Annotated in this window: 24 protein-coding genes; 14 read left to right on the top strand and 10 right to left on the bottom strand. The window is 65.4% G+C overall.

Annotated features, from left to right (window positions below):
- Positions 1-16: 16 nt before the first annotated feature.
- On the top strand, positions 17-715 hold the full coding sequence (locus tag KRZ98_RS04640) for a GDSL-type esterase/lipase family protein (protein WP_254798098.1): 699 nt from the start codon (positions 17-19) through the stop codon (positions 713-715).
- On the opposite strand, the gene KRZ98_RS04635 is transcribed toward KRZ98_RS04640, so the two are convergent.
- The 4 genes from KRZ98_RS04635 to KRZ98_RS04620 are packed head-to-tail and all read right to left on the bottom strand — an operon-like array spanning position 712 to position 4,868.
- Positions 712-1,506 carry a 3'(2'),5'-bisphosphate nucleotidase CysQ gene (locus KRZ98_RS04635; RefSeq protein WP_217672499.1) on the bottom strand — a complete coding sequence of 265 codons (795 nt, stop codon included), beginning with the start codon at positions 1,504-1,506 and terminating at the stop codon, positions 712-714. The genes KRZ98_RS04640 and KRZ98_RS04635 overlap by 4 nt on opposite strands.
- Positions 1,493-2,839, bottom strand: coding sequence for a TldD/PmbA family protein (locus KRZ98_RS04630; protein WP_217672498.1), 1,347 nt, complete (start codon positions 2,837-2,839; stop codon positions 1,493-1,495). The genes KRZ98_RS04635 and KRZ98_RS04630 overlap by 14 nt, the downstream gene beginning before the upstream one ends.
- Positions 2,840-2,881: 42 nt before the next feature.
- The gene (gene nudC / locus KRZ98_RS04625) at positions 2,882-3,799 is read right to left on the bottom strand and encodes an NAD(+) diphosphatase (RefSeq protein WP_217672497.1); all 918 of its coding nucleotides are present in this window, start codon (positions 3,797-3,799) and stop codon (positions 2,882-2,884) included.
- The gene (locus tag KRZ98_RS04620) at positions 3,786-4,868 is read right to left on the bottom strand and encodes an A/G-specific adenine glycosylase (RefSeq protein WP_217672496.1); all 1,083 of its coding nucleotides are present in this window, start codon (positions 4,866-4,868) and stop codon (positions 3,786-3,788) included. The genes nudC and KRZ98_RS04620 overlap by 14 nt, the downstream gene beginning before the upstream one ends.
- 26 nt (positions 4,869-4,894) lie before the next feature.
- Here KRZ98_RS04620 and KRZ98_RS04615 point away from each other — a divergent pair, with 26 nt between their 5' ends.
- The 6 genes from KRZ98_RS04615 to KRZ98_RS04590 all read left to right on the top strand — a co-directional run bounded on the left by KRZ98_RS04615 (position 4,895) and on the right by KRZ98_RS04590 (position 11,095).
- Complete coding sequence (locus KRZ98_RS04615) at positions 4,895-5,437, top strand: DUF721 domain-containing protein (protein WP_217672495.1); 543 nt, start codon at positions 4,895-4,897, stop codon at positions 5,435-5,437.
- A gap of 45 nt (positions 5,438-5,482) precedes the next feature.
- Positions 5,483-6,148 carry a thioredoxin domain-containing protein gene (locus KRZ98_RS04610; protein ID WP_217672494.1) on the top strand — a complete coding sequence of 222 codons (666 nt, stop codon included), beginning with the start codon at positions 5,483-5,485 and terminating at the stop codon, positions 6,146-6,148.
- 55 nt (positions 6,149-6,203) lie between these two features.
- Positions 6,204-6,938, top strand: coding sequence for a thioredoxin domain-containing protein (locus tag KRZ98_RS04605; protein WP_217672564.1), 735 nt, complete (start codon positions 6,204-6,206; stop codon positions 6,936-6,938).
- Positions 6,939-7,012: 74 nt separating this feature from the next.
- Positions 7,013-10,456 carry a chromosome segregation protein SMC gene (smc, locus tag KRZ98_RS04600; protein WP_217672493.1) on the top strand — a complete coding sequence of 1,148 codons (3,444 nt, stop codon included), beginning with the start codon at positions 7,013-7,015 and terminating at the stop codon, positions 10,454-10,456.
- 128 nt (positions 10,457-10,584) lie between these two features.
- Positions 10,585-10,857, top strand: a complete 273-nt coding sequence (locus KRZ98_RS04595; protein ID WP_217672492.1) for a BrnT family toxin — start codon at positions 10,585-10,587, stop codon at positions 10,855-10,857.
- A complete protein-coding gene (locus KRZ98_RS04590) occupies positions 10,817-11,095 on the top strand; it encodes a BrnA antitoxin family protein (protein ID WP_254798096.1) in 279 nt (92 codons plus the stop codon). The genes KRZ98_RS04595 and KRZ98_RS04590 overlap by 41 nt, the downstream gene beginning before the upstream one ends.
- Here KRZ98_RS04590 and KRZ98_RS04585 read toward each other — a convergent pair.
- Both KRZ98_RS04585 and ubiA read right to left on the bottom strand, forming a co-directional pair.
- Positions 11,092-12,558 (bottom strand): phospholipase D-like domain-containing protein, encoded by a 1,467-nt coding sequence (locus KRZ98_RS04585; protein WP_217672491.1) that lies wholly within the window; start codon positions 12,556-12,558, stop codon positions 11,092-11,094. The two genes, KRZ98_RS04590 and KRZ98_RS04585, sit on opposite strands and share 4 nt — an antisense overlap.
- Positions 12,555-13,457 (bottom strand): 4-hydroxybenzoate octaprenyltransferase, encoded by a 903-nt coding sequence (gene ubiA, locus KRZ98_RS04580; protein WP_217672562.1) that lies wholly within the window; start codon positions 13,455-13,457, stop codon positions 12,555-12,557. Before ubiA ends, KRZ98_RS04585 begins: the two co-directional genes overlap by 4 nt.
- A gap of 95 nt (positions 13,458-13,552) precedes the next feature.
- On the opposite strand from ubiA, the gene KRZ98_RS04575 reads away from it, so the two are divergent.
- Both KRZ98_RS04575 and KRZ98_RS04570 read left to right on the top strand, forming a co-directional pair.
- Positions 13,553-14,299, top strand: coding sequence for a 16S rRNA (uracil(1498)-N(3))-methyltransferase (locus KRZ98_RS04575; RefSeq protein WP_217672490.1), 747 nt, complete (start codon positions 13,553-13,555; stop codon positions 14,297-14,299).
- Positions 14,300-14,399: 100 nt separating this feature from the next.
- Entirely contained in the window at positions 14,400-15,773 is a 1,374-nt protein-coding gene (locus KRZ98_RS04570; RefSeq protein ID WP_217672489.1) for a glutamate--cysteine ligase, read from the top strand.
- Between the two features lie 73 nt (positions 15,774-15,846).
- On the opposite strand, the gene KRZ98_RS04565 is transcribed toward KRZ98_RS04570, so the two are convergent.
- The gene (locus KRZ98_RS04565; RefSeq protein WP_217672488.1) at positions 15,847-17,148 is read right to left on the bottom strand and encodes an isoprenylcysteine carboxylmethyltransferase family protein; all 1,302 of its coding nucleotides are present in this window, start codon (positions 17,146-17,148) and stop codon (positions 15,847-15,849) included.
- Between the two features lie 151 nt (positions 17,149-17,299).
- Here KRZ98_RS04565 and KRZ98_RS04560 point away from each other — a divergent pair, with 151 nt between their 5' ends.
- On the top strand, positions 17,300-17,617 hold the full coding sequence (locus KRZ98_RS04560; RefSeq protein ID WP_217672487.1) for a hypothetical protein: 318 nt from the start codon (positions 17,300-17,302) through the stop codon (positions 17,615-17,617).
- Between the two features lie 6 nt (positions 17,618-17,623).
- On the opposite strand, the gene KRZ98_RS04555 is transcribed toward KRZ98_RS04560, so the two are convergent.
- Positions 17,624-18,274, bottom strand: coding sequence for a DUF1345 domain-containing protein (locus tag KRZ98_RS04555; protein WP_217672486.1), 651 nt, complete (start codon positions 18,272-18,274; stop codon positions 17,624-17,626).
- Positions 18,275-18,293: 19 nt separating this feature from the next.
- On the bottom strand, positions 18,294-18,869 hold the full coding sequence (locus KRZ98_RS04550) for a peptidase S14 (RefSeq protein WP_217672560.1): 576 nt from the start codon (positions 18,867-18,869) through the stop codon (positions 18,294-18,296).
- A gap of 127 nt (positions 18,870-18,996) precedes the next feature.
- On the opposite strand from KRZ98_RS04550, the gene ruvA reads away from it, so the two are divergent.
- The 4 genes from ruvA (at position 18,997) to bla (ending at position 23,395) form a co-directional block, all read left to right on the top strand.
- Positions 18,997-19,605, top strand: a complete 609-nt coding sequence (gene ruvA, locus KRZ98_RS04545) for a Holliday junction branch migration protein RuvA (RefSeq protein WP_217672485.1) — start codon at positions 18,997-18,999, stop codon at positions 19,603-19,605.
- Entirely contained in the window at positions 19,602-20,621 is a 1,020-nt protein-coding gene (ruvB, locus tag KRZ98_RS04540) for a Holliday junction branch migration DNA helicase RuvB (protein ID WP_217672484.1), read from the top strand. The genes ruvA and ruvB overlap by 4 nt, the downstream gene beginning before the upstream one ends.
- 126 nt (positions 20,622-20,747) lie before the next feature.
- Entirely contained in the window at positions 20,748-22,490 is a 1,743-nt protein-coding gene (locus tag KRZ98_RS04535; RefSeq protein ID WP_217672559.1) for a long-chain fatty acid--CoA ligase, read from the top strand.
- An 8-nt stretch (positions 22,491-22,498) separates the two neighbouring features.
- On the top strand, positions 22,499-23,395 hold the full coding sequence (gene bla, locus KRZ98_RS04530; RefSeq protein WP_217672483.1) for a subclass B3 metallo-beta-lactamase: 897 nt from the start codon (positions 22,499-22,501) through the stop codon (positions 23,393-23,395).
- A gap of 10 nt (positions 23,396-23,405) precedes the next feature.
- Here bla and KRZ98_RS04525 read toward each other — a convergent pair whose 3' ends face one another.
- The gene (locus KRZ98_RS04525; RefSeq protein WP_217672482.1) at positions 23,406-23,807 is read right to left on the bottom strand and encodes a hypothetical protein; all 402 of its coding nucleotides are present in this window, start codon (positions 23,805-23,807) and stop codon (positions 23,406-23,408) included.
- Positions 23,808-23,823: the final 16 nt, after the last annotated feature.

Genomic DNA, 23,823 nt, shown 5'->3' with positions numbered 1-23,823 from the left:
GACGGATAAGCGCCCTTTGACTAGCCTCAACGCATCGCCCCTGGCCAAGCTGGCAGTGGCGCTGGCCGTGTTCGGCCTGATTGTCGGCAGCTGGATGCTCGTCACACGCTATCGCGAAGCCAATATGGTCCTGCCTGATGATGCCAACCGTCAGGGCAACTGCACCCTCTGGTTCGTGGGCAGCAGCTCGGTCCACCGCTGGACCAGCCTCGATCGCGACATGGCCCCGTGGATCGCCCATAATCGCGGCATCAACAGCGCGACTTTTGTCGACATTCTGCCGCGCTTCGCCCATATCGACCCCGCCGATGGTCACCCCCGTGCGATCATCCTCTATGCGGGGGAAAATGACATCGCCACCGGCGTTCCCGTGCGCACCATCATCCGCCAGCTTGCCGCCTTCCTCGACATGCGCCGCCAAAAATTCGGCGATCTGCCGGTGCTTGTGTTGTCGATGAAACCCAGCCCCGGTCGCGCCGCCAGCCTGCCGGATCAGCGCCTGTTCAACGCCGCCGCCCAGCGGCTGATCCCGCATATGCCCGCAAGCTTCTATGCCGACATCACGTCGCCATTGCTCAAGGACGGCCAGCTTGGGGACAATTATCAACCGGACGGCGTCCACATGAATGCGCAGGGCTATCATATCTGGGCCGACGTCGTGCGCCATCGCCTGAAGCAAATCCTGCCCACCGATACGCTGCGCAGTTGCACTTAACCGCCCAATATCTCCCGCGCGCGCGGCGCCAGTCGTTCGGTGGCGGCAGCGTGGATGCCGGGCGCTGCGCAGAGCAGGCCAAAGGCGGTCGGTCGGGGCCGGTTGAACAGCAACGGATCGCCCAGCGCATCGGTCACCATAGCGCCCGCCTCCTGACATATGATCGCGGCGGCGGCGATGTCCCACTCATTGCCCCAGCGCACCGTGGCGACCAGATCGGCCTCGTCCGCCGCAACCATCGCCATGCGCAGCGCGATGCTGTTGGGCTTTTCCACCGTCACCAGATCACGGTCGATGCGCGGCAATTGTTCGGCCGGCACCCGCGCGCCCGCCAGAGCATCGCGCGAACCAGCACGAAGAGTCCGCCCGTTGCGCGTCGCGCCCTGCCCGGCCTGCGCGATCCAATATTCGTTGCGAGCGGGTGCTGCCAATATACCCAGCCGCACCGCGCCATCCTCCACCAGCGCGACCGACACCGCCCATCCGGGTCGCCCGCGCAGATAATCGCGCGTGCCGTCGATCGGATCGACCACCCACACCCGCGACACGCCCAGCCGATGCACGGTATCCGCCGTCTCCTCCGACAGCCATCCCGCGCCCGGATCGATCGCGCCCAGCGATGCGCGCAGCAGGCCGTCCACTTCCAGATCAGCCTCGCACACCGGGTGGCCGGGCACTTTTTCCCACTGGCGCACGCGCGTCTCGCCACCTGCCCACAGCGTTAGCGCATGATCGGCCGCGTCCGACACGGCCGCCACGATGGCGCGCAGATCCAGTTCAGCCCCCGGCAACGGTCATCCCGTCGACGCGCAGCGTCGGCACGTTCATCGCATAGCGGAAATGCAGGTCGTTGGCGGGGACGAGCGATTTGAACATCGCCTTCAGATTGCTGGCAATCGTGATTTCCGACACGGCATGGGCCACCGCGCCATTTTCGATCAGAAAGCCCGCCGCCCCCCGGCTATAATCGCCGGTGACGCCATTGACGCCCATACCGATCAGTTCGGTGACATAGATGCCGCGCTTCACGTCCGCCATCAGGTCGCCCGGCGATATGCTGCCCGCTTCCATATGGACGTTGGTAATGCTGACGCCCGGCGCGCCGCTCCCGCCCCGGCTGGCATGGCCGGTTGGCTCCTGCCCCAATTGCCGCGCCGACGCGCTGTCCATCAGCCATCCGGTCAGCACCCCCTTGTCGATCAGCGCGCGCCGTTCGACCGGCAGCCCCTCGCCATCGAACGGGCGCGATCTAAGGCCGCGCACCAGCAGCGGATCGTCGATGATGGTCACGCCCGCGTCAAACAGCGCCTCGCCCAGCGATTCGAGCAGGAAGCTCGACCGCCGCGCAATCGCTGGGCCGACCATGCCACCAATCAGATGCCCCAACAGGCTGGAGCCGATGCGCGGATCAAAAATCACCGGCATGACCCCGCTATCGACCTTGACCGGTTTCAGCCGCGCCACTGCCCGCTGGCCCGCCCGCACGCCGATCGCCTCGGCATCGTCCAGATCCTCCAGATGGCGCACATTATGGCTGGCATAGTCGCGCTGCATGTCTGCGCCGCTGCCTGCCAATACGCTGGCCCAGGTCGAGTGGCTGGTCGCGCCGTAGGCACCGGCAAAGCCATGGCTGGTCGCCAACGCCACCTGGCTGCGCCCGCTCGACGCGCCGCCGCCTTCGCTGTTGGTGATGCCCGGCACGGCGCGCGCAGCCTCCTCAGCCACCAGCGCGCGTTCGCGGAGCGCGGCGGGTTCCGGCTCCTCGCTGTCGGTCAGGTCCAGCGCTGGCGGGCGCTTCTTCATCAGCCTGTCCTGCGGGGCCAGGCCCGCATAGGGATCTTCAGGTGCCTCGCGCGCCATCGCCACTGCGCGATCAACCAACGTCCCAAGCGTCGCGGGATTCATGTCGGACGCGGAAATGCTGGCCGACCGGTTCCCGATGAACACGCGCAGGCCGATTTCCTCGCCCTCGGACCGTTCGACATCCTCCAGCGCCCCCAGCCGCACCGATACGTTGGTTGATGCGTTGCAGGCATAAATGGCGTCGGCTGCATCCGCTCCCGCCTTGCGCGCGGCGCTCACCAGATCCTGCGCGCGCGACTGGGCTTCTTCTAGGCTGAGCATGGAGGCAAGCTATTCCCGAAACGATATATGGAGTGACCGGCCTTACGCGCTTGGCTCGCGCGGGGCAACGCCCGCCAGCCAGCGGTCGAGCAGGTGCCAGGCCACCGCCATGCGCGGCGGCGCGATGAAGGGCGCGTCCGGCTCCCCCGCCATCGCCGCGCGCACGCCATCGGCATCACACCAGAAAGCGTCCTCAATCTCGGTCGCGTCCAGGCTCAGCGCGTCGCCGGTCGCCTGCGCGATACAGGCGATCATCAGCGACGATGGGAAGGGCCATGGCTGGCTCATCACATAGCGCACGTCATGGACGCGGATGCCCGCTTCCTCGAACAATTCGCGCGCGACCGCTTCCTCGATCGTCTCGCCCGGCTCGATAAAGCCCGCCAGCGCCGAATAGCGACCCGGTGGCCAGGCGTGCTGACGACCCAGCAACACCTTGCCCTCATATTCCGCCAGCATGATCGACACCGGGTCCACGCGCGGGAAATGTTCCGCCTGACATGCCCCGCACTGGCGCGCCCAGCCCGCCTTGACCGGACCAGTCCTCCCCCCACACACCGCACAGAATCGGTGGCGGACATGCCAATGCAGCAGACTGCGCGCCGTGCCATAGAGCGCCAGTTCCTGCGCCGACACCTGCCCTGCCAGCGCCCGGCTACGCGGTGTCGCACCGAAACCACTCGTCAACTCGACCAGCAGTTCAGCAAATATAGGCCGCCCCGCCGGATCTAGCCCCAGCAGCACATGATCCTCGACCCTCGCGTCAGCCTCGATCGGCTCCAGCACCAGCGCGCCATCAACCTCCACCGGCTCCAGCCCGTCCAGCACCAGCAGCCGCGCCGCCGGATCAGCGAAGGTCTGCGCCAGCAGTGCAGGGTTGGTGCGGATATGATCGACGCGGTCGAGCGTGCCGCCGACGAAGCCGGGCGGATCGTCCAGCCGGGGGTCAGTGCCGTGCATCCGCATCCTTCTCCTTCAACACCGCCTGCGCCGCGCGGGCAAATAAAGTGGGCAGCCCCGCATCGGCAATGCGCGCGACCGGCCACCATTCGCCCGCACCGGACGGGGCATGATCCTCCCCCACATGGGTCGTGTGGACGGCCAACGCCAGTGAGAAATGGGTGAAAACATGATCGACCGGCTCGGCCAGCATCCGCCAGTCGGCGGCAAAGGGCGGTGTGGCGTCGGGATCGGCGCTCCAGTCGGAACTGGGCAATGCGCGCATCCCGCCCAACAATCCCTTGTCCGGGCGACGGACCAGCCAGACATGGCCGTCCGCCCGCTCGATCCACCAGCCATGACCAGTCCGGTGGGGCCGCGCCTTCTTGGCCGCCTTGACCGGATAGGCCGCAGGATCGGCCGTCCGCACCGCCGCGCAATCGTTCCGCAGCGGGCAGATGCCGCAGGCCGGATTGCGCGACGTGCAGATGGTCGCGCCCAGATCCATCATCGCCTGCGCAAAATCCCCCGCCCGCGCATCGGGCGTGATCGCATCCGCCGCCGCACGGATCGCCGGGCGGGCGGCAGGCAGCGGGGTGTCGATGGCAAACAGGCGCGCCACCACGCGCTCTACATTGGCGTCCACCACCACCGCGCGCCGCCCAAAGGCGATCGCGGCCACCGCAGCGGCGGTATAGGCACCCACCCCCGGCAACGCGCGCAGCCCTTCCTCCGTATCGGGGAACACCCCGCCATGGTCGCGCACCACCGCCCGCGCGCAGGCGAGCAGGTTGCGGGCGCGAGCATAATAGCCAAGCCCGGCCCACGCCGCCATCAGATCGGCATCCGCCGCTGCCGCCAGCGCCTCGACGCTGGGCCAGCGCGCAGTGAATGTCGCGAAATAGGGGCCGACTGCCGCCACCGTCGTCTGTTGCAGCATGACTTCGGACAGCCAGACCCGGTAAGGATCGGCCGCATTGGCACCGGGCAGCGCGCGCCACGCCAGGCGCCGGGCATGGACATCATAATGGGCCAGCAGGTCCGTTGCTATTTTTCCCCCGTCCTTTGTCATGTCACCCTCGACGCGCATGGCGGCGCTATGCCATGGTGCGACCCATGACGGAACGCCCCCCGACGCCTAAAGTGAAAAGCCGCGCCATTCCAGCAGCGGAACGCCCGCGCATCGGCGGATCGCGGCGAATCGCCGACCTGATGCCCGACATCGGCCGCGCCGCCTTCCGCAAATTCGGCTTCGTCCAATCGAGCATCGTCACCCGATGGTCGGAAATCGTCGGCAGCCATTATGCCAGCATTTCCGCGCCCGAATCGATCCGCTTCCCGGTGGGGCAGAAGGCAGGCGGCACGCTGCAACTGACAGTCATGAGCGGCCATGCGCCAATGGTGCAGCATATGTTGCCCGACCTGATTGAACGGGTGAACCGCTTTTTCGGCTATGCCGCCGTGGCGAAAGTTGCGATGCGGCAGGGAGACATCATGCCGACCCCCGCTGAACGCCGCCCACCGCCGCGCAACCTCAAACCCATTCCGGTCGAACTGGGCGATTCGCTGCGCGACATTGGCGACCCGGAATTGCGCACCGTGCTGGAATCGCTGGCGCAGGGGCTTGCCAACAGCAGCGGCCTGCCCAAAATCGGCTGAATATTCGGCTGGCGTTCATGGCCAGTCGTTCAATGGACCTGTCTCATGAAAAAACTGCTCCCCCTCGCCCTCTTCGCCCTTCCCGTCGCCGTCCTGGCCGCGCCTGCCGCCAACTGGGTCAGCCGCGTCACCATCTCGGCCATCGGCGGCCACGCCATGGGCAATCCCGCCGCGCCCACCAAGCTGGTCGAATATGTCAGCTACACCTGTAGCCATTGCGCCCATTTCGTTGGCGAGGCGAGCGCCCCGCTCAAGGCCAATTATGTGAAGGGCGGCAAGGTCAGCGTCGAAATACGCAACGCCGTGCGCGACAAATATGACCTGACCGCCGCCCTGCTCGCCCGCTGCGGCGGCCCGGCGCGCTTCATGGGCAATCATGAGGCACTGTTTGCCAATCAGGACGCCTGGATGGAACAGCTCCAATCCTATGACCGCGACGCCACCAAGCCGACCGACCAGATCGCGGCGCTGCGCGATATCGGCCAGAAAACCGGCCTCTACACGCTGATGGCCAAGCGTGGCTATACCCCCGCCCAGCTTAACGCCTGCATCGCCAGCCCCATGGCGATGAAGCAGATCATGGCGATGACGGACGAAGCGTGGAACAAGGTGAAGATCAGCGGCACCCCCGGCTTCACCATCAACGGCACTTTGGTCGCCGGATCGGACTGGGGCAAGCTCCAGGCCGCATTGCCCCCCGCCGCGCGCTGATCTAAGTTGATCTAATAAACCTGCCAACCCGCCCATAATCGGAGCCTTGCCCGTCGTGAAAGCCTTGTCCGGTGTTGCCCTCATCGCCCTGTCCCTGACCCTCGCCGCCTGTGGCAAGAGCGAAGAGGGGGCCACGCCCAAGGGCGAAGCCATCGCCGCCGTCGCCCCGCCAGCGGGAGCCACTTGGTCGGAAACTGTCGCGGAAACGCCCGATGGCTATTATGTGATGGGCAATCCGGCGGCTAAATTGAAGCTGGTCGAGTTCGGTTCCTACACCTGCAGCCATTGCAAGGATTTCTCCGCCGAAGCCTCGGAAGAGATCAAAAAGCTGGTCGATACTGGCAAGATGAGCTTTGAATTCCGCACCTTTGTCCGCGACCCGATCGACATTTCGACCGCGCTGCTGGCCCGTTGCGGCGGCAAGGATATTTTCTATCCCCTGTCTGAACAGTTTTTCGCCAACCAGAATGCCATGTTCGAGAAAGCGCAGGCACTGGGCGACCAGCCCTATCAGGCGCTGATGAGCGCCCCCCCGGCAGAGCGTTTCGGCAAGCTGGCGGGTGCGCTGGGCCTGGTCGATTTCGCCAAGCAGCGCGGCATTGCCGAAGATCAGGCGAAACAATGCCTTGCTGACACTGCATCGGCGGAAAAGCTGGCCAAGGGCGTCGAGGCGGCCAACAGCCAGTACCAGATCACCGGCACCCCCAGCTTCCTGATCAACGGCGTGCTGGTCGACAATGTCGCCAACTGGGCGACACTCCAGCCCAAGCTCAAGGAAGCAGGCATCTGATTGCGCGTCGGGGGGCGGACATCAGCGCTTGAGCGTATAAAGGCCGGGGCGGCACACTGCCCCTGCGCGTCCCCATGCAAATAAAGCGGCTCAAGCTTTCGGGCTTCAAAAGCTTCGTCGATGCAACCGAATTGCGCATCGAACCCGGCCTGACCGGCATCGTCGGCCCCAATGGCTGCGGCAAGTCCAACCTGCTTGAAGCGATCCGTTGGGTCATGGGCGAATCCAGCGCCAAATCCATGCGCGGCGGCGGCATGGAGGATGTGATCTTTGCAGGCACCGCCACCCGGCCCCAGCGCGAGTTTGCCGAAGTCTCGCTGCTCACCGTGCAGGAACAGGGCGAGTTGTTCAGCGCCGTAGATGTCGGCGCGGACGGCGAACTGGAAGTCACCCGCCGGATCGAGCGCGGCGCGGGCAGTGCCTACAGAGCCAATGGCCGCGACGTCCGCGCCAAGGACGTGTCGCTGATCTTCGCCGATGCCGCCACCGGCCCGCACAGCCCGGCGCTGGTCAGCCAGGGCCGCATCGCCGCCGTCATCGCAGCCCGACCGCAGGAACGGCGCGCCATGCTGGAGGAAGCGGCGGGCATTGCGGGTCTCCATGTCCGGCGCAAGGACGCTGAACAGAAGCTCCGCGCTGCCGAAGGCAATCTCGCGCGGCTTGCCGAAATCTTGCTCGACATGGACGCCCGCGCCAATGCGCTGCGTCGTCAGGCGCGCGCTGCCGAACGCTATATCCGCCTGTCCGACCAGATTCGCGTAGCCGAAGCGCGCACCCTCTTTGCCCGCTGGCGCGAAGCCCATGCCAGCGCCGAAGCCGCCCGCGCGCAGGCGAAGGAAGCAGAAGCCGCCGTCGCCCAAGCGCAGGAGGCGCAACTGGCCGCCGCCGCCCATGCGCAGGCCGCCCTCGCCACACTGGCCGACCGTCGCGCCGCCGCCCAGCGCGCGCGTGACGACGCCAGCGAAGCGGGCCATCGCCTGTCCACCCTGCGCACGGAGCGCGACGGCGTGGTCCGGCGGCTGCATGATCTGGCCCAGCAGGCCGCCCGGCTGGAGGAGGATCGCGCCCGCGAAGGCACGCTCGCCAATGACGCTGCCGACGCCATCGCGCGCCTCACTGCCGAAATTGCGACGCTGAAAGCCCGGATCGCCGAGACCGAAAAGCTGCGCCCCGATTTCGCCAGCCGCATCGCCAGCGCCGAGGATGGCGCGCGCGACGCCGAACTGGATCTCGCCAAGGCGATGGCGAAACAGGCGGGCGAACAGGCCGAACTGCGCGTCGCCGAAGCCGCGCTGGTCGCCGCCCGTTCCCGACTGGAGCGCGCAGAACGCGAGGTTCAGCGACTGACCAGCGAAGCCGCCGCCCTGCCCGACCCTGCCCCGCTTGAAACCCGGCGCGCCGCCGCCATCGCCGCGCAGGAAGAGGCGAGCGCCGCCCGCGACACTGCCGAAGCCGCAATCCACGCCGCCGAAACCGCGCGCCAGTCCGCCAGCGAGCAACGCGCCGCCGCCGAAGGCGCGCTCTCCGCCGCCTGCGCCGCACTGGCCGCGCTCGACAGCGAAGCCGCCGCGCTCCAACGCGCGGTCGATAGCGGCCCCGGCGGCCGCACTCGCGCGCTCGACCAGCTCAAGGCCTCGCCCGGCTATGAACGCGCGCTCGCCGCGGCGCTGGGCGACGATCTGGAAGCGCCAATCGCCCCGGACGGCAAACGCCGCTGGGCAGGCGCAGCTTCGCTGGCCAGCGATCCCGCCCTGCCCGATGGCTGCGCGCCACTTGCCGCCCATGTTACCGCCCCGCCCGAACTGGCGCGCCGTCTGGCCCAGATCGCCGTTGTCGACAGCGACGAGGGCCAGCCTCTCGCCGTCGGCCAGCGCCTCGTCAGCCGCGATGGCCAGCTGCGCCGTTGGGACGGCTATGTCGCGATCGAAGGCGGCGCGGCGGCGGCGGAACGGCTGATCCGGCTCAACCGGCTGGAGGCGATCGCCGCCGCCCGCCCAGCCGCCCAATCGCATGTCGATGCCGCCACCGCCGCGCAACAGGACGCCAAGGCCCGCGAACAGGCTGCCAGCGAAGCCCTAGCCAGTGGCCGTACCCAGCTCGCCCAGGCCGATCAGAGCCTGCGCACCGCGCTGCGCACCGCTGACGAGGCGACCACTGCGCTCGAACGGCTGGCCGGGCGACGCGACGGAATAGAGGAACGGCTGATCGAGGCGCGGCGCGATGCCGACGCCGCCCGTGCCGATCATGACAGCGCCCAATCGGCCCGCGCCGCCATGCCTGACGGGGCCGAGACACGCGCGCAGGTCACCGCGCTGGCACAGGCGAGCGAAAAGGCGCGCGCTGTGGTCAGCCAGTTGCAGGCCGATCAGGCCTTGGCCGACCGTGCCTTGTCGAGCGACCGCGAACGACAGGGTGCCGCCGACGCGGAAATCAAGGGCTGGCGCGCCCGCGCGGGCGAAGCGGCCAAGCGCATCGCCGCCATGGTCGCGCGCGGCGAAGAGATCGCCACCGAACGCGCCACGATCGAAGGCCAGCCAGAGGCGCTGTCGCAGGCCATCGCATCGCTGGACGATCAGGGCGCAACCCTGATCGCCGCCGCCGATGCCGCCCGCCACGCGGAGCAGGACGCCGAAGCCGCCTTGCGCCAAGCCGAACAGCGAGCTGCACATAGTGGCGAGACTTTCGCCGCAGCCCGCGAAGCCCGCGCTACCGCCATCGCCCGCGCTGAATCCGCCGACGAACGGCGGATCGAAACCAATCGGCTATCGGGCGAACGCTTCGAATGTCCGCCGCCGTTGCTACCCGAAAAACTGGGCTTCGCCAGCGCCGACATCCGGCTCGCCCAGACCGAACAGGCCAATCATGAACGTTTCAGTGTCGATCGTGAGCGGATCGGCCCGGTCAATCTCGTCGCGGCACAGGAACTGGAGGAACTGGAACAGGTGCAGGCGACCAGCCGCGCCGAAAGCGAAGAACTGACCCAGGCGATCCACCGTCTGCGCGGATCGATCGGCAGCCTCAACCGTGAAGGGCGCCAGCGTCTGCTTGCCGCGTTCGAGGCGGTCGACGGCCATTTCCGCCGCCTCTTCACCACGCTCTTCAACGGCGGGCAGGCGCATCTGGAGCTGATCGACAGCGACGACCCGCTGGAGGCGGGGCTGGAGATTATGGCCCAGCCGCCGGGCAAGAAACTCGCCGCGCTCACCCTATTGTCGGGTGGCGAACAGGCGCTGACCGCCGTGGCACTGATCTTCGGCCTGTTCCTGACCAACCCCGCGCCGATCTGCGTGCTGGACGAGGTCGACGCCCCGCTCGACGATGCCAATGTCGAGCGCTTCTGCGACCTGCTCGACGCCATGGTGGCCCAGACCCAGACCCGCTACCTCATCGTCACCCACAATGCCGTCAGCATGGCCCGGATGCACCGCCTGTTCGGCGTCACCATGGTCGAACGCGGCGTCAGCCGCCTCGTCTCCGTCAACCTCCAGAGCGCCGAGGCACTACTGGCGGCGGAATGATTTTTGTAGTTACGGAAATGCTTGACACTTTGCGTAGTTACAATATTGTAACTGGGTAACTAGACCCAGCCATGTAACGGGACAATTGATCGGCCAAGGCACTGCTGATCGACCGGAGATACTGGGTTATGGAATTGAGTTTCGATCCGGCAAAGCGATTGAAAACCCTGCAGGAGCGGGGACTGGATTTCGCCGACGCCGCGCAGGTTTTTGACAGTCCATCCTACACGGTAGAGGACGATAGATATGACTATGTGGAGCCGCGTTTTCAGACTTATGGCCTGATGAACGACAGGCTCATTACGGTGGTCTGGACGCCAGTTGATGATGGCATCCGGGTCATTTCCATGAGGAAGTGCAATGACCGAGAGCAGAAAGCCTTTGCCCGCAGATTGGGATGATGATGACATTCCCGAATGGACGGATGAGATATTTGACCGCGCCGAATTTCGCATCGGCGATAAGGTCATCCGTCCCGCCACTGGCACGCTGACCCGTCCCGGTCGCCCCAAATCGGACGATCCCAAGCAACAGGTAACCCTCCGCCTCGACGCCGCCGTGCTGGACGGTTTCCGCGCCACCGGGCCGGGCTGGCAAAGCCGGATCAACGCCGAACTGCGCAAGGCGCTCGGCCTTTAATCCTTAACCCGCCCGAACCAGCCCTTCATCCGCCGGAACAGGCCGCGTTCGCTCACCGCCTCGAACATTTCGTCCGGGCCTTCGGGGTCCAGCACCTCATGGTCGGCCAGCCAGGCCTGCACATCGTTCAGGTCCGGCGTTTCATAGGGGCGCAGCGTCCGACCTGGCTTCTGGCGCATCTCCTCGATCCCCGCGACCAGCCCGCGCTGCGCGATCACCGCTGCCACCCGCTCGACCGGCAGGTCGAGATGTTCGGCGATCAGGTCATCGCGAACCGCGCGAATCTTGTCCTCCCACCCGGCATTGGCGGGCAGCGCGGTGTCGATCGTCACGTCGCATTCGGTATCCAGCCGCATCGACCGGTTGTTCATGTTGGACGATCCGACCCGGATCAGCCGATCATCGACGATCAATATTTTGGCATGGACATAAATCGGCACGCCGCGCATCGTGAAGGGGTGATAGATGCGCAGGCGGCCATGGGCGTCGCGCGCCTTCAGCGCCTCGAACAGGCGCGCACGCGCCGTGTCCATCGCCTGCTGCTCCAGCCAGCCATCAGCCTGGGTCGGATTGATGATGACGATGTCCGGCCCGTCCGGCTCGACCAGCCGTTTCGCGATCGCCTCGGCAATCCGGCGCGACGCGAAATATTGGCTTTCGGCATAGATGCAGCGCCTGGCCGCCGCGATCTGGTGGCAATAGAGCCGCTCAATCTCGGTCAGTTCGTCCTGATCGTCCATCTTGGGCGCGGTGCGGGCGATCGCCACGTCGACATCGGTAAACTGCACCGGCAGATGGTCGGGCCAGCAATCCTGCACCCCCGCGATCGGCTCCAGCGCGTCGCCACCCGCGCCAACCCAGCGATTGCGCGCATGATCGCCCAGCGCCGCAGCAACCGGTCCCATCAGCGCCGTGGTCGCATCATGCCAGGGACCATAAGGCGACCCGTCAGGATGCAGCCGCCCCGGCTCCTCATCGCGATGATGGCGCGTATCCCACCGGTCACCCGTCATGTCGATGCCGCCGCAAAAAGCGAAACAATCGTCAATCACCACGATCTTCTGATGATGGGAGGCGGCGGGCGGATGATGGCTGTCCAGCTTCACCGTCACGCGCGGATGCGCCATCCATTTGAGCGTCGTGAACAGGTTGGTCGGCCGCACCATCGACTTCATCGCGCCAATGTCCCAGCGCAGCAGAAATATCTCCAGCTCCGGCGTCCGCTCCACCAGCCAGCTGATAAAATCGCCGATCACCACAGGCGCGCCATCATCGGCCTCATCCTCCCGGATCAAGCTGATCGCCGCGTCGAAATCCCAGCCGATCAGCATGATACGCCGCGTCGCCTTGAGCATCGCGGCGCGCGCATGGCGGAAATAGGCGTCTGCGTCGATGATCGTGCTGGCCCGCGTCGCCCGCGCGATCCGCCAGCAATCCTCGCCCGGTTTCGGTCCAGCGCTCATGCGCTGCCGACCACTAGGCATCCCAGGAACATCAGCAATCCGGCAAAACGGTTGGAGCGGAATTTGGCCAGCGGATCGACGCCATCCTCGCGCAGCGTCGCAATCTGCCACAGCAGATGCACCGCCACCGGCAGCAGCGCGGCCAGCGCCAGCGCTTCTGGCCGCACCTGCCAGATCGCCGCCGCCCAGAGGCCAAGCGCGCACAGATAGCAGAGCGCCACGCCCGCCCGGACGTGCCGCCCCATGGAGAGCGCGCTGGAACCAATGCCGATCAGCGCGTCGTCCTCCCGATCCTGCAGCGCGTAGATGGTGTCATAGCCCACAACCCAGAAAATGGTTCCGACGTAGAGCGAAATTCCCGCCAGGGTCAGCCCCCCCATCACCTCGCTCCACCCCACAAGCGCCGCCCAGGAAAAGACGAGGCCGAGCCAGATTTGCGGCCAGCCGGTGATCCGCTTCATGAAGGGGTAAGCCGCCACCAGCGCCAGCGACCACAGTGCCACGATCTGCGCATAGAAGCGCAATTGCAGCAGCACGATCAGTCCAACCAAAGACAGTGCCACCAGCCAGAGCCACGCCGTGCGCACCCTCATCGCCCCGCTCGCCAGCGGCCGCGCGGCCGTGCGCGCCACTTTGCGATCCAGATCGCGATCGACAATATCGTTGAACACGCAGCCCGCGCCGCGCATCGCGATGCTGCCAAGCAGCAGCCAGACAATTAGCGGCCAGCGCGCAAAGCCGCCCCCCGCCAGCGCCACCGCCCAGGCACCCGGCCAGAAGAGCAGCCACCAGCCGATCGGCCGGTCGAACCGCGCCATCTGCACCAGCGCGCGCGGCGTGTCCGGCAGCCGCGCCAGCAGTCCGCGCGCCTGGCTGTCGGGGACGATCGTCTGGCTCACACGCAACTCCATTCGCCCCGCGCTTGTCGAAGGGCCATTCTTCTCTAAAGACTCCCATAGCCTCCGGGCAAGTTTCGTCGAACGGAAAGCGCATCATGACCGCAACCCCCGCCTGGCCGCCGCAAAGCGCGCCGCGCCTCCATGTCGAAACCCAGTTGGGGGATGGCGTGTCAGTGCCGGTCGATGGCAATCCAGCCCATTATCTGATCAGCGTCATGCGGGTGAAGCCCGACGATATCGTCCTGCTGTTCGATGGCCGGTCCGGCGAATGGGCCGCCCGCGCCCGCGACATTCGCAAGCGCGACCTGATACTAGAATGTGTCAGCCAGACCAGGCCGCCCGAATCCGTCCCCGATTTCTGGCTCTGCTGCGCGCCGATCAAGAAAGGCCGCATCGACCTGATCGCGGAAAAGGCGTGCGAACTGGGGGTCGCAAAGCTCCAGCCGGTCCTCACCCGCCGCGCGGTGGTGGACAAGCTCAACCTGGACCGGTTGCACGCCCATCTGGTCGAAGCCGCCGAACAATGCGGCCGCACTTCCCTGCCGGAACTGGCCGCGATGGTGAAACTCGACGCGCTGCTGCAAGACTGGCCGCAGGATCGCCACCTGTTTTTCGCCGACGAAACCGGCGGCGCGCCGCTGACCACCGCCCTTGCCGCCCATCCCGGCCCCGCCGCTTTCCTGATCGGGCCGGAGGGCGGGTTCGATCCAGCCGAACGCGAAACGATCCGCGCCCATCCGCGCGCCGTGCCGGTCTCGCTCGGCCCCCGCATCCTGCGCGCCGAAACCGCCGCCATCGCCGCGACGGCAGCCTGGATGACCCTGAACGGCGACTGGCACTAAGTTTCATTTCGCCATTGGATTGAACCGTTTATAGGCAGAGCCTATCTGATCATTGCCGGTCACTGTTTGACCGGCCGAGGGGAAGCATTAAGGGCGGGGCATGAGCACCAGAACCGACTCAGCGGGCGAAGATCCCGTCATCGAAAGCCGCGACCAGCTGATCGCGGCCTTTGCCAAGGGTGAAAAGCCCAAGGATCGCTGGCGCATCGGCACCGAACATGAAAAATTCGTCTATAGCCGCAAGGATCATCACGCGCCCTCCTATGAGGAAAAAGGCGGCATCCACACACTGCTGATCGGCCTGACCCGCTATGGCTGGAACCCTGTGTTTGAGGGCGAGAATATCATCGCCCTGTCCGGCACCGACGGCACGATCAGCCTGGAACCGGCGGGCCAGCTGGAACTGTCCGGCGCGCCGCTCGACAATATTCACCAGACCTGCGCTGAAACCGGTCGCCATCTGGAACAGGTGAAATATGTCGGCGACATGCTGGGCCTCGGCTTCCTCGGCCTTGGCATGTGGCCCGACAAGACGCGCGCGGAATTGCCGATCATGCCCAAGGGCCGGTACGAGATCATGCTGCGGCACATGCCGCGCGTCGGCTCCATGGGGCTGGACATGATGCTGCGCACCTGCACCATCCAGACCAATCTGGACTATGGCAGCGAAGCGGACATGGCCAAGAAATTCCGCGTCTCCCTCGCCCTGCAACCGCTCGGCACCGCATTATTCGCTAATTCGCCCTTCACGGAAGGCAAGCCCAACGGCTTCCTGTCCTATCGCAGCCATATCTGGTCGGACACTGATCCGGGTCGCACCGGGATGCTGCCCTTCGTGTTCGAGGACGGCTTTGGCTATGAACGCTATGCCGACTATGCGCTCGATGTGCCGATGTATTTCGTCTATCGCGACGGCAAATATATCGACGCCTCCGGCCTTTCCTTCCGCGATTTCCTGAACGGCAAACTGTCCGTCCTGCCGGGCGAAAAGCCGACCGAGAAGGATTGGGAGGATCATCTCTCCACCGCCTTCCCCGAAGTCCGGCTCAAAAGTTTCCTCGAAATGCGCGGGTCCGATGGCGGCCCCTGGGGCCGCATCTGCGCCCTGCCTGCTTTGTGGGTCGGCCTGCTCTATGATCAGGGCGCACTTGATGCGGCCTGGGATCTGGTCAAGGACTGGAGCATGGAAGATCGCCAGATCTTGCGCGATTCCGTGCCCAAGCTCGGCCTCGACGCACCGATCGGCAGGGGCCGCACCCTGCGCGACATCGCCCGCCCCGCGCTCGACATCGCGCGTTCAGGCCTCGCGGCGCGCGGTCGCCTCAACGCGGCAGGCGACAATGAAACCGGCTATCTGTCTGATCTGGAAGAGGTCGTCTCGTCCGGCAAGACCCATGCCGAACGGCTGCTCGATCGCTATCATGGCGAATGGGGCGGCGACGTCAGCAAAGTCTATGCGGAAGAGAGTTTCTGACTATTACTAGCCCCTCTCCTTTAGGGGAGGGGTTGGGGTGGGGGCGTGCCCCTAAACGCAGCCTTTGACCAATTTACTCCGCCGCCTGAATGACCGCGGCAGCCGGTCGCTTCCGCCCCGTCACCCACGCAAAGAAGCGCGGCACCGGGGCGTTGCGCTCCATCCAGTCGCTATAGGCGCGATAGTCCGGGTCGGCGGACAGATGCTGTTCCTCGGTCCGCGCGCGCCAATAATAGACCGCGTTGGTCAGCGCCAGCATCGCACAGTTGCGTACCATGTCGGCCATCGAGCCGGACACGCTCAGGAAAGGCAGCGCCGAAAGCCACCAGAACAGGTTTTTCGCCAGATAGGCCGGATGCCGGGTCCAGCGATACGGCCCATGCGTCAATATCCCGCGATGGGTCAGGTTGGAAAAGCGCAGGCCGAACGCCACCGTCGCCCAGGCGTAGAGGCCGGTCAGCAGCACCAGCCACCCGCCCAGCACCCATTGCAGCAGCCCGGACCCTTGCGTCCAATAGTCCCATTCCGCCCCGCCCGCATGATAATCGAGCGGCCCGCCCCCGCCCATCAGTACGAAGGGCGGATAGCATATCAACGCCGCGACCCAGCCCGCTAAATAGGGGTTGGCGGTGCGGATATGCGAATCGAGCGGCTTGAAGGTTAATATGTAGCCGACCGTCGCCAGACAGACGTCGATCATGAACATGACCGCGATCAGGAAACCGGCCAGCGCCACCGGATTGGCAAAGGCGTCCTCGATACGCCAATTGACCACGCTGGCAAAATTGCCCGGCACGATCGAGACCATGAAGGCCAGGAAAAAGCCTTTCACGGTCCAGGCGCGGGCGTGGTGCGCGACCTGAGCCATGTCGGGCGCGCCCGCTGCGCCACCGATCACCCACTGGCCGAAACTGTAACTGGCATCCTTGGGCTGCACCAGCCGCCGGTCGATCCAGAGGATATAGGGGATGGACAGCGCCAGCAGCCATGGTGCAGCCGCGGTGAACAGGTCCATCGAAAATCGATAATTGCCGCTCCAGTACCAGCGGGCGATGCAATAGAAGATGGCGATGGCCAGCCAGGTCGCCCACAGCCCGGCGATCTTGACGATGCTGATGTCGATCACCTCGCGCACCGGCCTTGCCGGCCCGCGCCAGTCGATCCCGGTCGATGCGTTGCGATGCACCTTGTCCACCACCAGCGACCACAGCACCATCGGCAAGCCGCAGGCGACCACGGCGGCCAACCCGGCATTGGGACCGTCCATGCCATAATGGCGCGCCACCAGCGTCCACAGGCCAAGGCCGACAAGACCAGCAATGCCCACGCCATGGCTGACGGCGGATTGGGGGCAGGGATCGGCAGAATCGCGCATGATCCTCGCTCTAGCGCAAAAGGGTAAGCAAGCGGTGAAAGACGTCGCCAAGCCGCACAGACAGGAATCATCTTAACCTGCAGCAAGGCCATGAACCCTTTTTATCTCAGTGCGTTACCTCTTTCATAACCCTCGACAATGGAGACAGGAGATGACGATTGCGGTGCGATTTCCCGATGGCAGCGTCCGCAACATCCCTGCCCAGCTGAAGGAAATCCCGAACCCTGCCAGCCCCGACGCCCAGCCCGGCTTCGAGCGCGTCCCGCTCAACTGCGATCCGGTCTGGCGCTTTCAGCGCGTCGGCGACGACTGGTACGCCACGCCCCGCAGCGGCAGCCTCTCGCTGCTCAAGCCCATATTGCCCGAATGGTGGCGGACCATCCGCCACATGAATATGGACGATGCCGCACCCCGCGCCCGCAAACAGCGCCAGTCGCAAGGCCGCGGCCCCATCGACACCGCCGCCTAGGGCCGATCAGCCGCCCAGCACGTTGATGGTGAAGGCCAATATGCCAAGGTTGAACAGGAAGGCTGCGAGGCACTGGAACAAAACGGTGCGCCGTACATCGCTGTCCGTGACCGATATGTCGGACGTCTGGAACGTCATCCCCAGTGTGAAGGCGAAATAGAGGAAATCCCAATAGCCTGGCTCAGCCGTGGCCGGGAAATCCAGCCCGCCGCAATCGCCGCCGCCCCCATCCGCCTGAGACCTGTCGGCGCGATAGAAGATATGGGCATAATGCATGGCATAGACGAGATTGGAGAATAACCAGGCGATCAGCAGCGTCACCAGCAGAAGCGCGACCACTGCCGTCTTTGGTCCGCCATGCTGGCTCACCGCCACACCGACCGCGACCAATATCACCAGGCTGACGATCGCGGTCAGCAGCAGCATCAGTTCGCGGTTGGCGTCATTCGCCTTCGCCTTGGCCCGCATTGCGTCGGGATCGGCCCGGATCAGCGGCACGACCGACGCCATGAAGGCCAGCGCGGCAATGTCGAACCCCGCCATTACCGCCTCATGCCAGCGCAGCCACAGCGCCAGCGGCGCTGCCGTCGCCAGTAGCGCCAGAAACATGCCATAGCGCCAGGGGAAGATCGGTTGGCGGGGACGGGTGCGGCTCATACCCCGGCCATAACACGGCTCATAGCACGGCGGCGATCAATCCGCGCGCCTGCGCCTCATTGGCCTCCAGATACCAGTTTTCCGGCGCTTTTTCGAGCAGCTCGTCCATGGTGATTTCCGATCCCAGGATCAGATTCTGGAACCCCTCATTCTGGATCGCGATCGACGACTGAATTTCGTTCAGCGTCGCTTTCAATGTCGCGATGCAGGTGGACAATGGCCCGGCCAGCTGGATATTTTTCGTGATCAGCCGCTCATGGATCATCAGCCGTGTACCGCGCGTCACATAGCGATTTTCGGTCGCGAAAAAGCTCATGAAGGTCGCACCCGCCGAATAGACCGCGGTGCGGCCCAGAAACACCAGACGCCGCTCAGGATAGAGGTCGGAATGGAAACGGATATCCTCGCCCATCAACCGGGCAATCTCCGGGTCGCCGCCCAGCGTGGAAATCTCCACCACCACCAGCCCCTGTTGCGGCGCATTGGCCAGGCAATTCTTGAAATGCAGATACATGCCATGATCGACCACGCCCGACAGCATGATCGACGGATATTCAAAATCTCTGGGGCCAAGCATCGGCGCGGTCATCAACATCATCACGTCCTTGAAATTGTGGTTTCGCGCTGCACTACGCATGGGCGCGCAAAAGGTGCCGCGCTTTTACTCTGGCGTAGTGCGTCGGACGCTGTAAAGAACAGATCATGACCATGGGGCAGCGGACATGATCGCCAAACTTAAAGGACGGCTCGACAGCACCGGGCTGGACCATGCCATCATCGATGTCGGAGGCGTGGGCTATCTCGTCGGCGCCTCCTCGCGCACGCTCGCGGCATTGGGGACGATCGGCGAAGCGGTGACGATCCACACCGAAATGCTGGTCGCGGCGGACTCGATCCGCCTCGTCGGCTTCGCCCGCGCGGAGGAACGCGACTGGTATCGGCTGCTCACCCATGTGCAGGGCGTGGGATCGCGGGTCGCGCTGGCAATCCTCTCCGCGCTCGAACCGCTAGACCTCCACCGCGCCGTCGCCATGGGCGACAAGGCAATGATCGCGCGGGCCAATGGCGTCGGCCCCAAACTCGCCCAGCGCATCGTCAATGAACTGAAGGACAAGATCGGCGCGGCCCCTGCTGGCGGCCCGGTCGGCGCAAGCGGCATCGCCATCCTCCCCACCGGCAGCTTCGCCGCCGACGCGCTGTCCGCTCTGCAGAATCTCGGCTTCAAACCGCATGAAGCCAGCACCGCCGTCGCCGCCGCCGAAGCGGAACTGGGCGACGAGGCCAGCCTCGACGCGCTGGTCCGGCTAGCACTGCGAAAGGCGGCGAAGTGACCGACGACCGCCTCCTCACCCCCGCCCGCCGCGTCGAGGATGTCGACGCCGCGCTGCGTCCCAAATCGCTCGACGAATTTATCGGGCAGGAAGCCGCGCGCGGCAATCTGCGCGTCTTTATCGAGGCCGCGAAAGCGCGTGGCGAGGCGCTCGATCATGTCCTCTTCTTCGGCCCGCCGGGCCTGGGCAAGACCACGCTGGCGCAGATCGTCGCCAAGGAAATGGGCGTCGGCTTCCGCGCCACGTCCGGCCCGGTCATCGCCAAGTCGGGCGATCTTGCTGCCCTGCTCACCAATCTGGATGAGGGCGACGTCCTGTTCGTGGACGAAATCCATCGCCTGAACCCTGCGGTCGAGGAAGTCCTCTACCCCGCAATGGAGGACCGCGCGCTCGACCTGATGATCGGCGAAGGCCCGTCCGCCCGATCGGTCCGCATCGACCTGCCGCCCTTCACCCTGGTCGGCGCGACCACACGTCAAGGTTTGCTGACGACGCCCTTGCGCGATCGCTTCGGCATCCCGGTGCGCCTGCAATTCTACACCGTCGCCGAGTTGGAACTGGTGGTGCGCCGCGCCGCGCGCCTGCTGGACCTTGCCATCACCCCCGACGGCGCGATGGAGATTGCCCGCCGCTCGCGCGGCACCCCGCGCATCGCCGGGCGGCTGCTGCGCCGGGTGCGCGACTTCGCCAATGTCGCGGGCGTACCCGCCGTGGACGCGAAGGTCGCCGACGCCTCGCTCCGCCGACTGGAGGTCGACGAACTGGGCCTCGACCTCATGGACCGCCGCTATCTGATGATGATCGCCGACATTTATCGCGGCGGCCCGGTCGGCGTCGAAACCCTCGCCGCCGGTCTATCCGAAGCGCGCGACACGATTGAGGAAGTGATCGAACCTTACCTCATCCAGCTTGGCCTGATTGCCCGCACCGCACGCGGCCGCTGCCTCAACGGGCCGGGCTGGAAGCATCTGGGCCTCAACCCGCCACAGGACGTGCAGGACGGCCTTTTCGACTGAGAAAAACATGGCCGCTACGGCATGGCGTGGCTATAGCTTGGCGATGATCAGGCGCGCGCCAGATGCGCCATGAAACCCAGGAGTCGAGCCTTGAGGGCCATCGAGACATTTCCAAACCTCGTCACCATGTTCTTCACCCGCGCTACAGAGCAGGGCGACAAGCCCTTCCTGTGGCGCAAAAGCGGCGGCACATGGCATTCGCTCAGCTGGAACGAAGTGGCCGCGCAGGTCGCCTCCCTCTCCACCGCGCTCCGGTCCCTCGGCCTCAAACCCGGCGACCCGGTCATGCTGGTCAGCGAGAATCGCCCGGAATTCTGCGTCGCCGACCTCGCCATCATGGCGGCGGGCTGCATCACCGTACCGACCTACACCACCAACACCACGCGCGATCACCAGCATATATTGACCGACAGCGGCGCCCGCGCCGTCATCATCTCCACCGCCAAACTGGCCCAGGCGCTGATGCCCGCCGTCGTCCGGTCGCAGGCCAGTTTCGTCATCGGCATGGAGCCATTGCGCGGCGCGCAGGGACAGGCGACCTGCCATTTGTGGGACGATCTGATCACCGCCCACCCGACCGACGTCGCCACCTGCGCCGCCGCCCAGACCGCGACCCGCAATGACCAGGCCTGCATCATCTACACCAGCGGCACCGGCGGCGCGCCGCGCGGGGTAATGCAGCATCATGGCGCGATCCTGCTCAATGCCGAGGGCGCAGGCACGATCGTCGCGGAGGATTTCGGCTGGGGCGAGGAAAGCTTCCTCTCCTTCCTCCCCCTCTCTCACGCCTATGAACATAGCGGCGGCCAGTTCCTGCCCATGCTGCTGGGCGGGCAAATCTATTATGCCGAAGGGCTGGAAAAGCTCGCCAGCAATATCGAGGAAACCCGGCCGACCATCATGGTCGTCGTCCCCCGCCTTTTCGAAGTGCTGCGCGCCCGCATCATCAAATCGATCGAAAAGCAGGGCAAATTCCCGACCTGGCTGATGGCGCAGGCGCTGCGCATCGGCGCGAAGGAGCAGCAGGGCAAGGCCTCGATCCTCGACCGGCCCCTGAAGGCACTCCTCGCCCGCACGCTTATCCCCAAGATCCGCGCCCGCTTCGGCGGCCGGCTCAAGGCCCTCGTATCCGGCGGCGCGCCGCTCAACCCCGATGTCGGCCTGTTCTTCGACGCGATGGGCCTGACCCTGCTTCAGGGCTATGGCCAGACCGAGGCTGGCCCGGTGGTCAGTTGCAACCGCCCCAGCGCGGGCATCGCGATGGATACGGTCGGCCCGCCGCTCAAAGGGGTGGAGGTCAGGATTGCCGAGGATGGCGAAATCCTCGTGCGCGGCGAACTGGTCATGCACGGCTATTGGCGCAACCCGGCCGAAACCGAGAAGGTGCTGAAAGACGGCTGGCTGCACACCGGCGACATTGGCGAATTTGACGCCAAGGGCCGCATCCGCATCACCGACCGCAAGAAAGACCTGATCGTCAATGACAAGGGCGACAATGTCTCCCCGCAAAAGGTCGAGGGGATGCTGACGCTCCAGAACGAGATTGGGCAGGCCATGGTCCATGGCGACCGCCGCCCCTATCTCGTTGGCCTGATCGTGCCGGACACCGACTGGACCCGCGAATGGGCGCAGGCCAATGGCGTCGCACCCGCCGATGCCCCGGCAAATCCCGCCTATATGGCGGCGCTGCGCGCGGCGGTGGACCGGGTCAATGCCGACCTGTCGGTGATCGAGCGGGTCCGCCGTTTCATCCTGGCCGACGAACCCTTCACCATCGACAATGAGGAAATGACCCCGTCGATGAAGATCCGCCGCCATATCATCCGCAAACGCTATGCCGATCGGATGGACGCGCTGTACAAAGGGTGAAGCGATTGATGATTGTGCGTCTTGTTTCGGTAGCGGCGGCGATGCTTGCGACCACGCCTTTGCAAGCTGCGCCATCAGGCCCGGCCAGCATCGCCGAGCATCAGCGCCAATGCGCGGGCAAGGATGGCTGGAGCGATCCCGCCCCGCCCGTCCGCATCTTCGCCAATGTCTATGATGTGGGCAGTTGCGGCATCACCGTGCTTCTCATCACCGGATCGAAGGGCCATATCCTGATCGACGCGGCTACCGCGCAGGCCGTCCCGTCGATTATCGCGAATATCGAGCGGCTGGGGCTTCGTCCCACAGACGTCAAATATCTGCTCACCACCCATGAACATGTCGATCATGTCGGCGGTCTGCACGCCATTCAGCAACGCACCGGTGCTACCCTGATCGCATCGGCAGCGGCCCGCCCCATGCTGGAAAGCGGCACCCCGGCCAAGGATGATCCGCAACGCGGCAGCATCCCAGACTTCGCCGGCGCGCGCGTGGGTCGCATCGTCAAGGATGGCGAGACCATCGCGCTGGGGTCGCTCCGCCTGACCGCCCATCTGACGCCGGGCCATTCGCCGGGCGGCACCAGCTGGTCCTGGGTCGCCTGCGCTGGCAAAAGCTGCCGCAGGATCGTCTATGCCGACAGTCTGAGCGCAGTGTCGGCGGACGATTATCGCTTTGCCGATCACCCCGCCTATGTCGCGCGCCTGCGCACCACAATCGCCAAGGTCGCGGCCCTGCGCTGCGACCTGCTCATCACCCCGCATCCCGCTTCCAGCAATCTCTACGATCGCCTCGCCGGAAAGGCTCCGCTGATCGACAGCAAGGCCTGCGCCACCTATGCCGCCAACGCGCGCAAGACTCTCGACCAGAGACTGGCTCGCGAGGCGGCTTCCGTAAAACGTCGATAAAGGCGGCGGCTTATTTCCCCGGCGCGCGATAGGGTATGAAATCCCCCAGCGCGCAGCTGCCAGTCGTCATCCCCGTCAACAGATTGGCGCTGGTGGCGATGTCTCCCCGGCACAGCTGCGACCCGAAGCTGCGGGTGATCATCGTGTCGCCAGACGTCAGCCCGTTGCAGCTGCCGATCAGCTCATTCTTGTAAACGAGCCGCCTGCTGACCCGGTAGAGCAGCACATTATTGCTGATCACCGTCAAATTGGTCTGCGGTTCGCGATTGATGCAGCTGACCTTCTCGCCCGCGACCTTCCCCGCCAGCGCCTTGTCGAGCGTCGCGGCCTGCTTGTCGGTCAGTGGCGTGGGCGTATAACTGCCGGTGCAGGCGGCCAGCATCAGGGGCATCAGGCATATCCAGGCACGCATTATACCTCTCCTCATT

This window comes from Sphingobium sp. AS12 (assembly GCF_019097845.1).
Taxonomy (GTDB): domain Bacteria; phylum Pseudomonadota; class Alphaproteobacteria; order Sphingomonadales; family Sphingomonadaceae; genus Sphingobium.
Note: the sequence above shows the minus strand (reverse complement) of the source record. Positions and strands in the feature narration are given on the sequence as shown.

What these genes read in the sequence shown, in the direction of transcription:
- KRZ98_RS04630 (WP_217672498.1), bottom strand. Translation starts at nt 2,839, where the DNA reads ATGCTCAGCCTAGAAGAAGCCCAGTCGCGCGCGCAGGATCTGGTGAGC.
- nudC (WP_217672497.1), bottom strand. Translation starts at nt 3,799, where the DNA reads ATGCACGGCACTGACCCCCGGCTGGACGATCCGCCCGGCTTCGTCGGC.
- KRZ98_RS04620 (WP_217672496.1), bottom strand. Translation starts at nt 4,868, where the DNA reads ATGCGCGTCGAGGGTGACATGACAAAGGACGGGGGAAAAATAGCAACG.
- KRZ98_RS04615 (WP_217672495.1), top strand. Translation starts at nt 4,895, where the DNA reads ATGACGGAACGCCCCCCGACGCCTAAAGTGAAAAGCCGCGCCATTCCA.
- KRZ98_RS04610 (WP_217672494.1), top strand. Translation starts at nt 5,483, where the DNA reads ATGAAAAAACTGCTCCCCCTCGCCCTCTTCGCCCTTCCCGTCGCCGTC.
- smc (WP_217672493.1), top strand. Translation starts at nt 7,013, where the DNA reads ATGCAAATAAAGCGGCTCAAGCTTTCGGGCTTCAAAAGCTTCGTCGAT.
- KRZ98_RS04595 (WP_217672492.1), top strand. Translation starts at nt 10,585, where the DNA reads ATGGAATTGAGTTTCGATCCGGCAAAGCGATTGAAAACCCTGCAGGAG.
- KRZ98_RS04590 (WP_254798096.1), top strand. Translation starts at nt 10,817, where the DNA reads ATGACCGAGAGCAGAAAGCCTTTGCCCGCAGATTGGGATGATGATGAC.
- KRZ98_RS04585 (WP_217672491.1), bottom strand. Translation starts at nt 12,558, where the DNA reads ATGAGCGCTGGACCGAAACCGGGCGAGGATTGCTGGCGGATCGCGCGG.
- KRZ98_RS04575 (WP_217672490.1), top strand. Translation starts at nt 13,553, where the DNA reads ATGACCGCAACCCCCGCCTGGCCGCCGCAAAGCGCGCCGCGCCTCCAT.
- KRZ98_RS04570 (WP_217672489.1), top strand. Translation starts at nt 14,400, where the DNA reads ATGAGCACCAGAACCGACTCAGCGGGCGAAGATCCCGTCATCGAAAGC.
- KRZ98_RS04565 (WP_217672488.1), bottom strand. Translation starts at nt 17,148, where the DNA reads ATGCGCGATTCTGCCGATCCCTGCCCCCAATCCGCCGTCAGCCATGGC.
- KRZ98_RS04560 (WP_217672487.1), top strand. Translation starts at nt 17,300, where the DNA reads ATGACGATTGCGGTGCGATTTCCCGATGGCAGCGTCCGCAACATCCCT.
- KRZ98_RS04555 (WP_217672486.1), bottom strand. Translation starts at nt 18,274, where the DNA reads ATGAGCCGCACCCGTCCCCGCCAACCGATCTTCCCCTGGCGCTATGGC.
- KRZ98_RS04550 (WP_217672560.1), bottom strand. Translation starts at nt 18,869, where the DNA reads ATGTTGATGACCGCGCCGATGCTTGGCCCCAGAGATTTTGAATATCCG.
- ruvA (WP_217672485.1), top strand. Translation starts at nt 18,997, where the DNA reads ATGATCGCCAAACTTAAAGGACGGCTCGACAGCACCGGGCTGGACCAT.
- KRZ98_RS04535 (WP_217672559.1), top strand. Translation starts at nt 20,748, where the DNA reads ATGTTCTTCACCCGCGCTACAGAGCAGGGCGACAAGCCCTTCCTGTGG.
- bla (WP_217672483.1), top strand. Translation starts at nt 22,499, where the DNA reads ATGATTGTGCGTCTTGTTTCGGTAGCGGCGGCGATGCTTGCGACCACG.
- KRZ98_RS04525 (WP_217672482.1), bottom strand. Translation starts at nt 23,807, where the DNA reads ATGCGTGCCTGGATATGCCTGATGCCCCTGATGCTGGCCGCCTGCACC.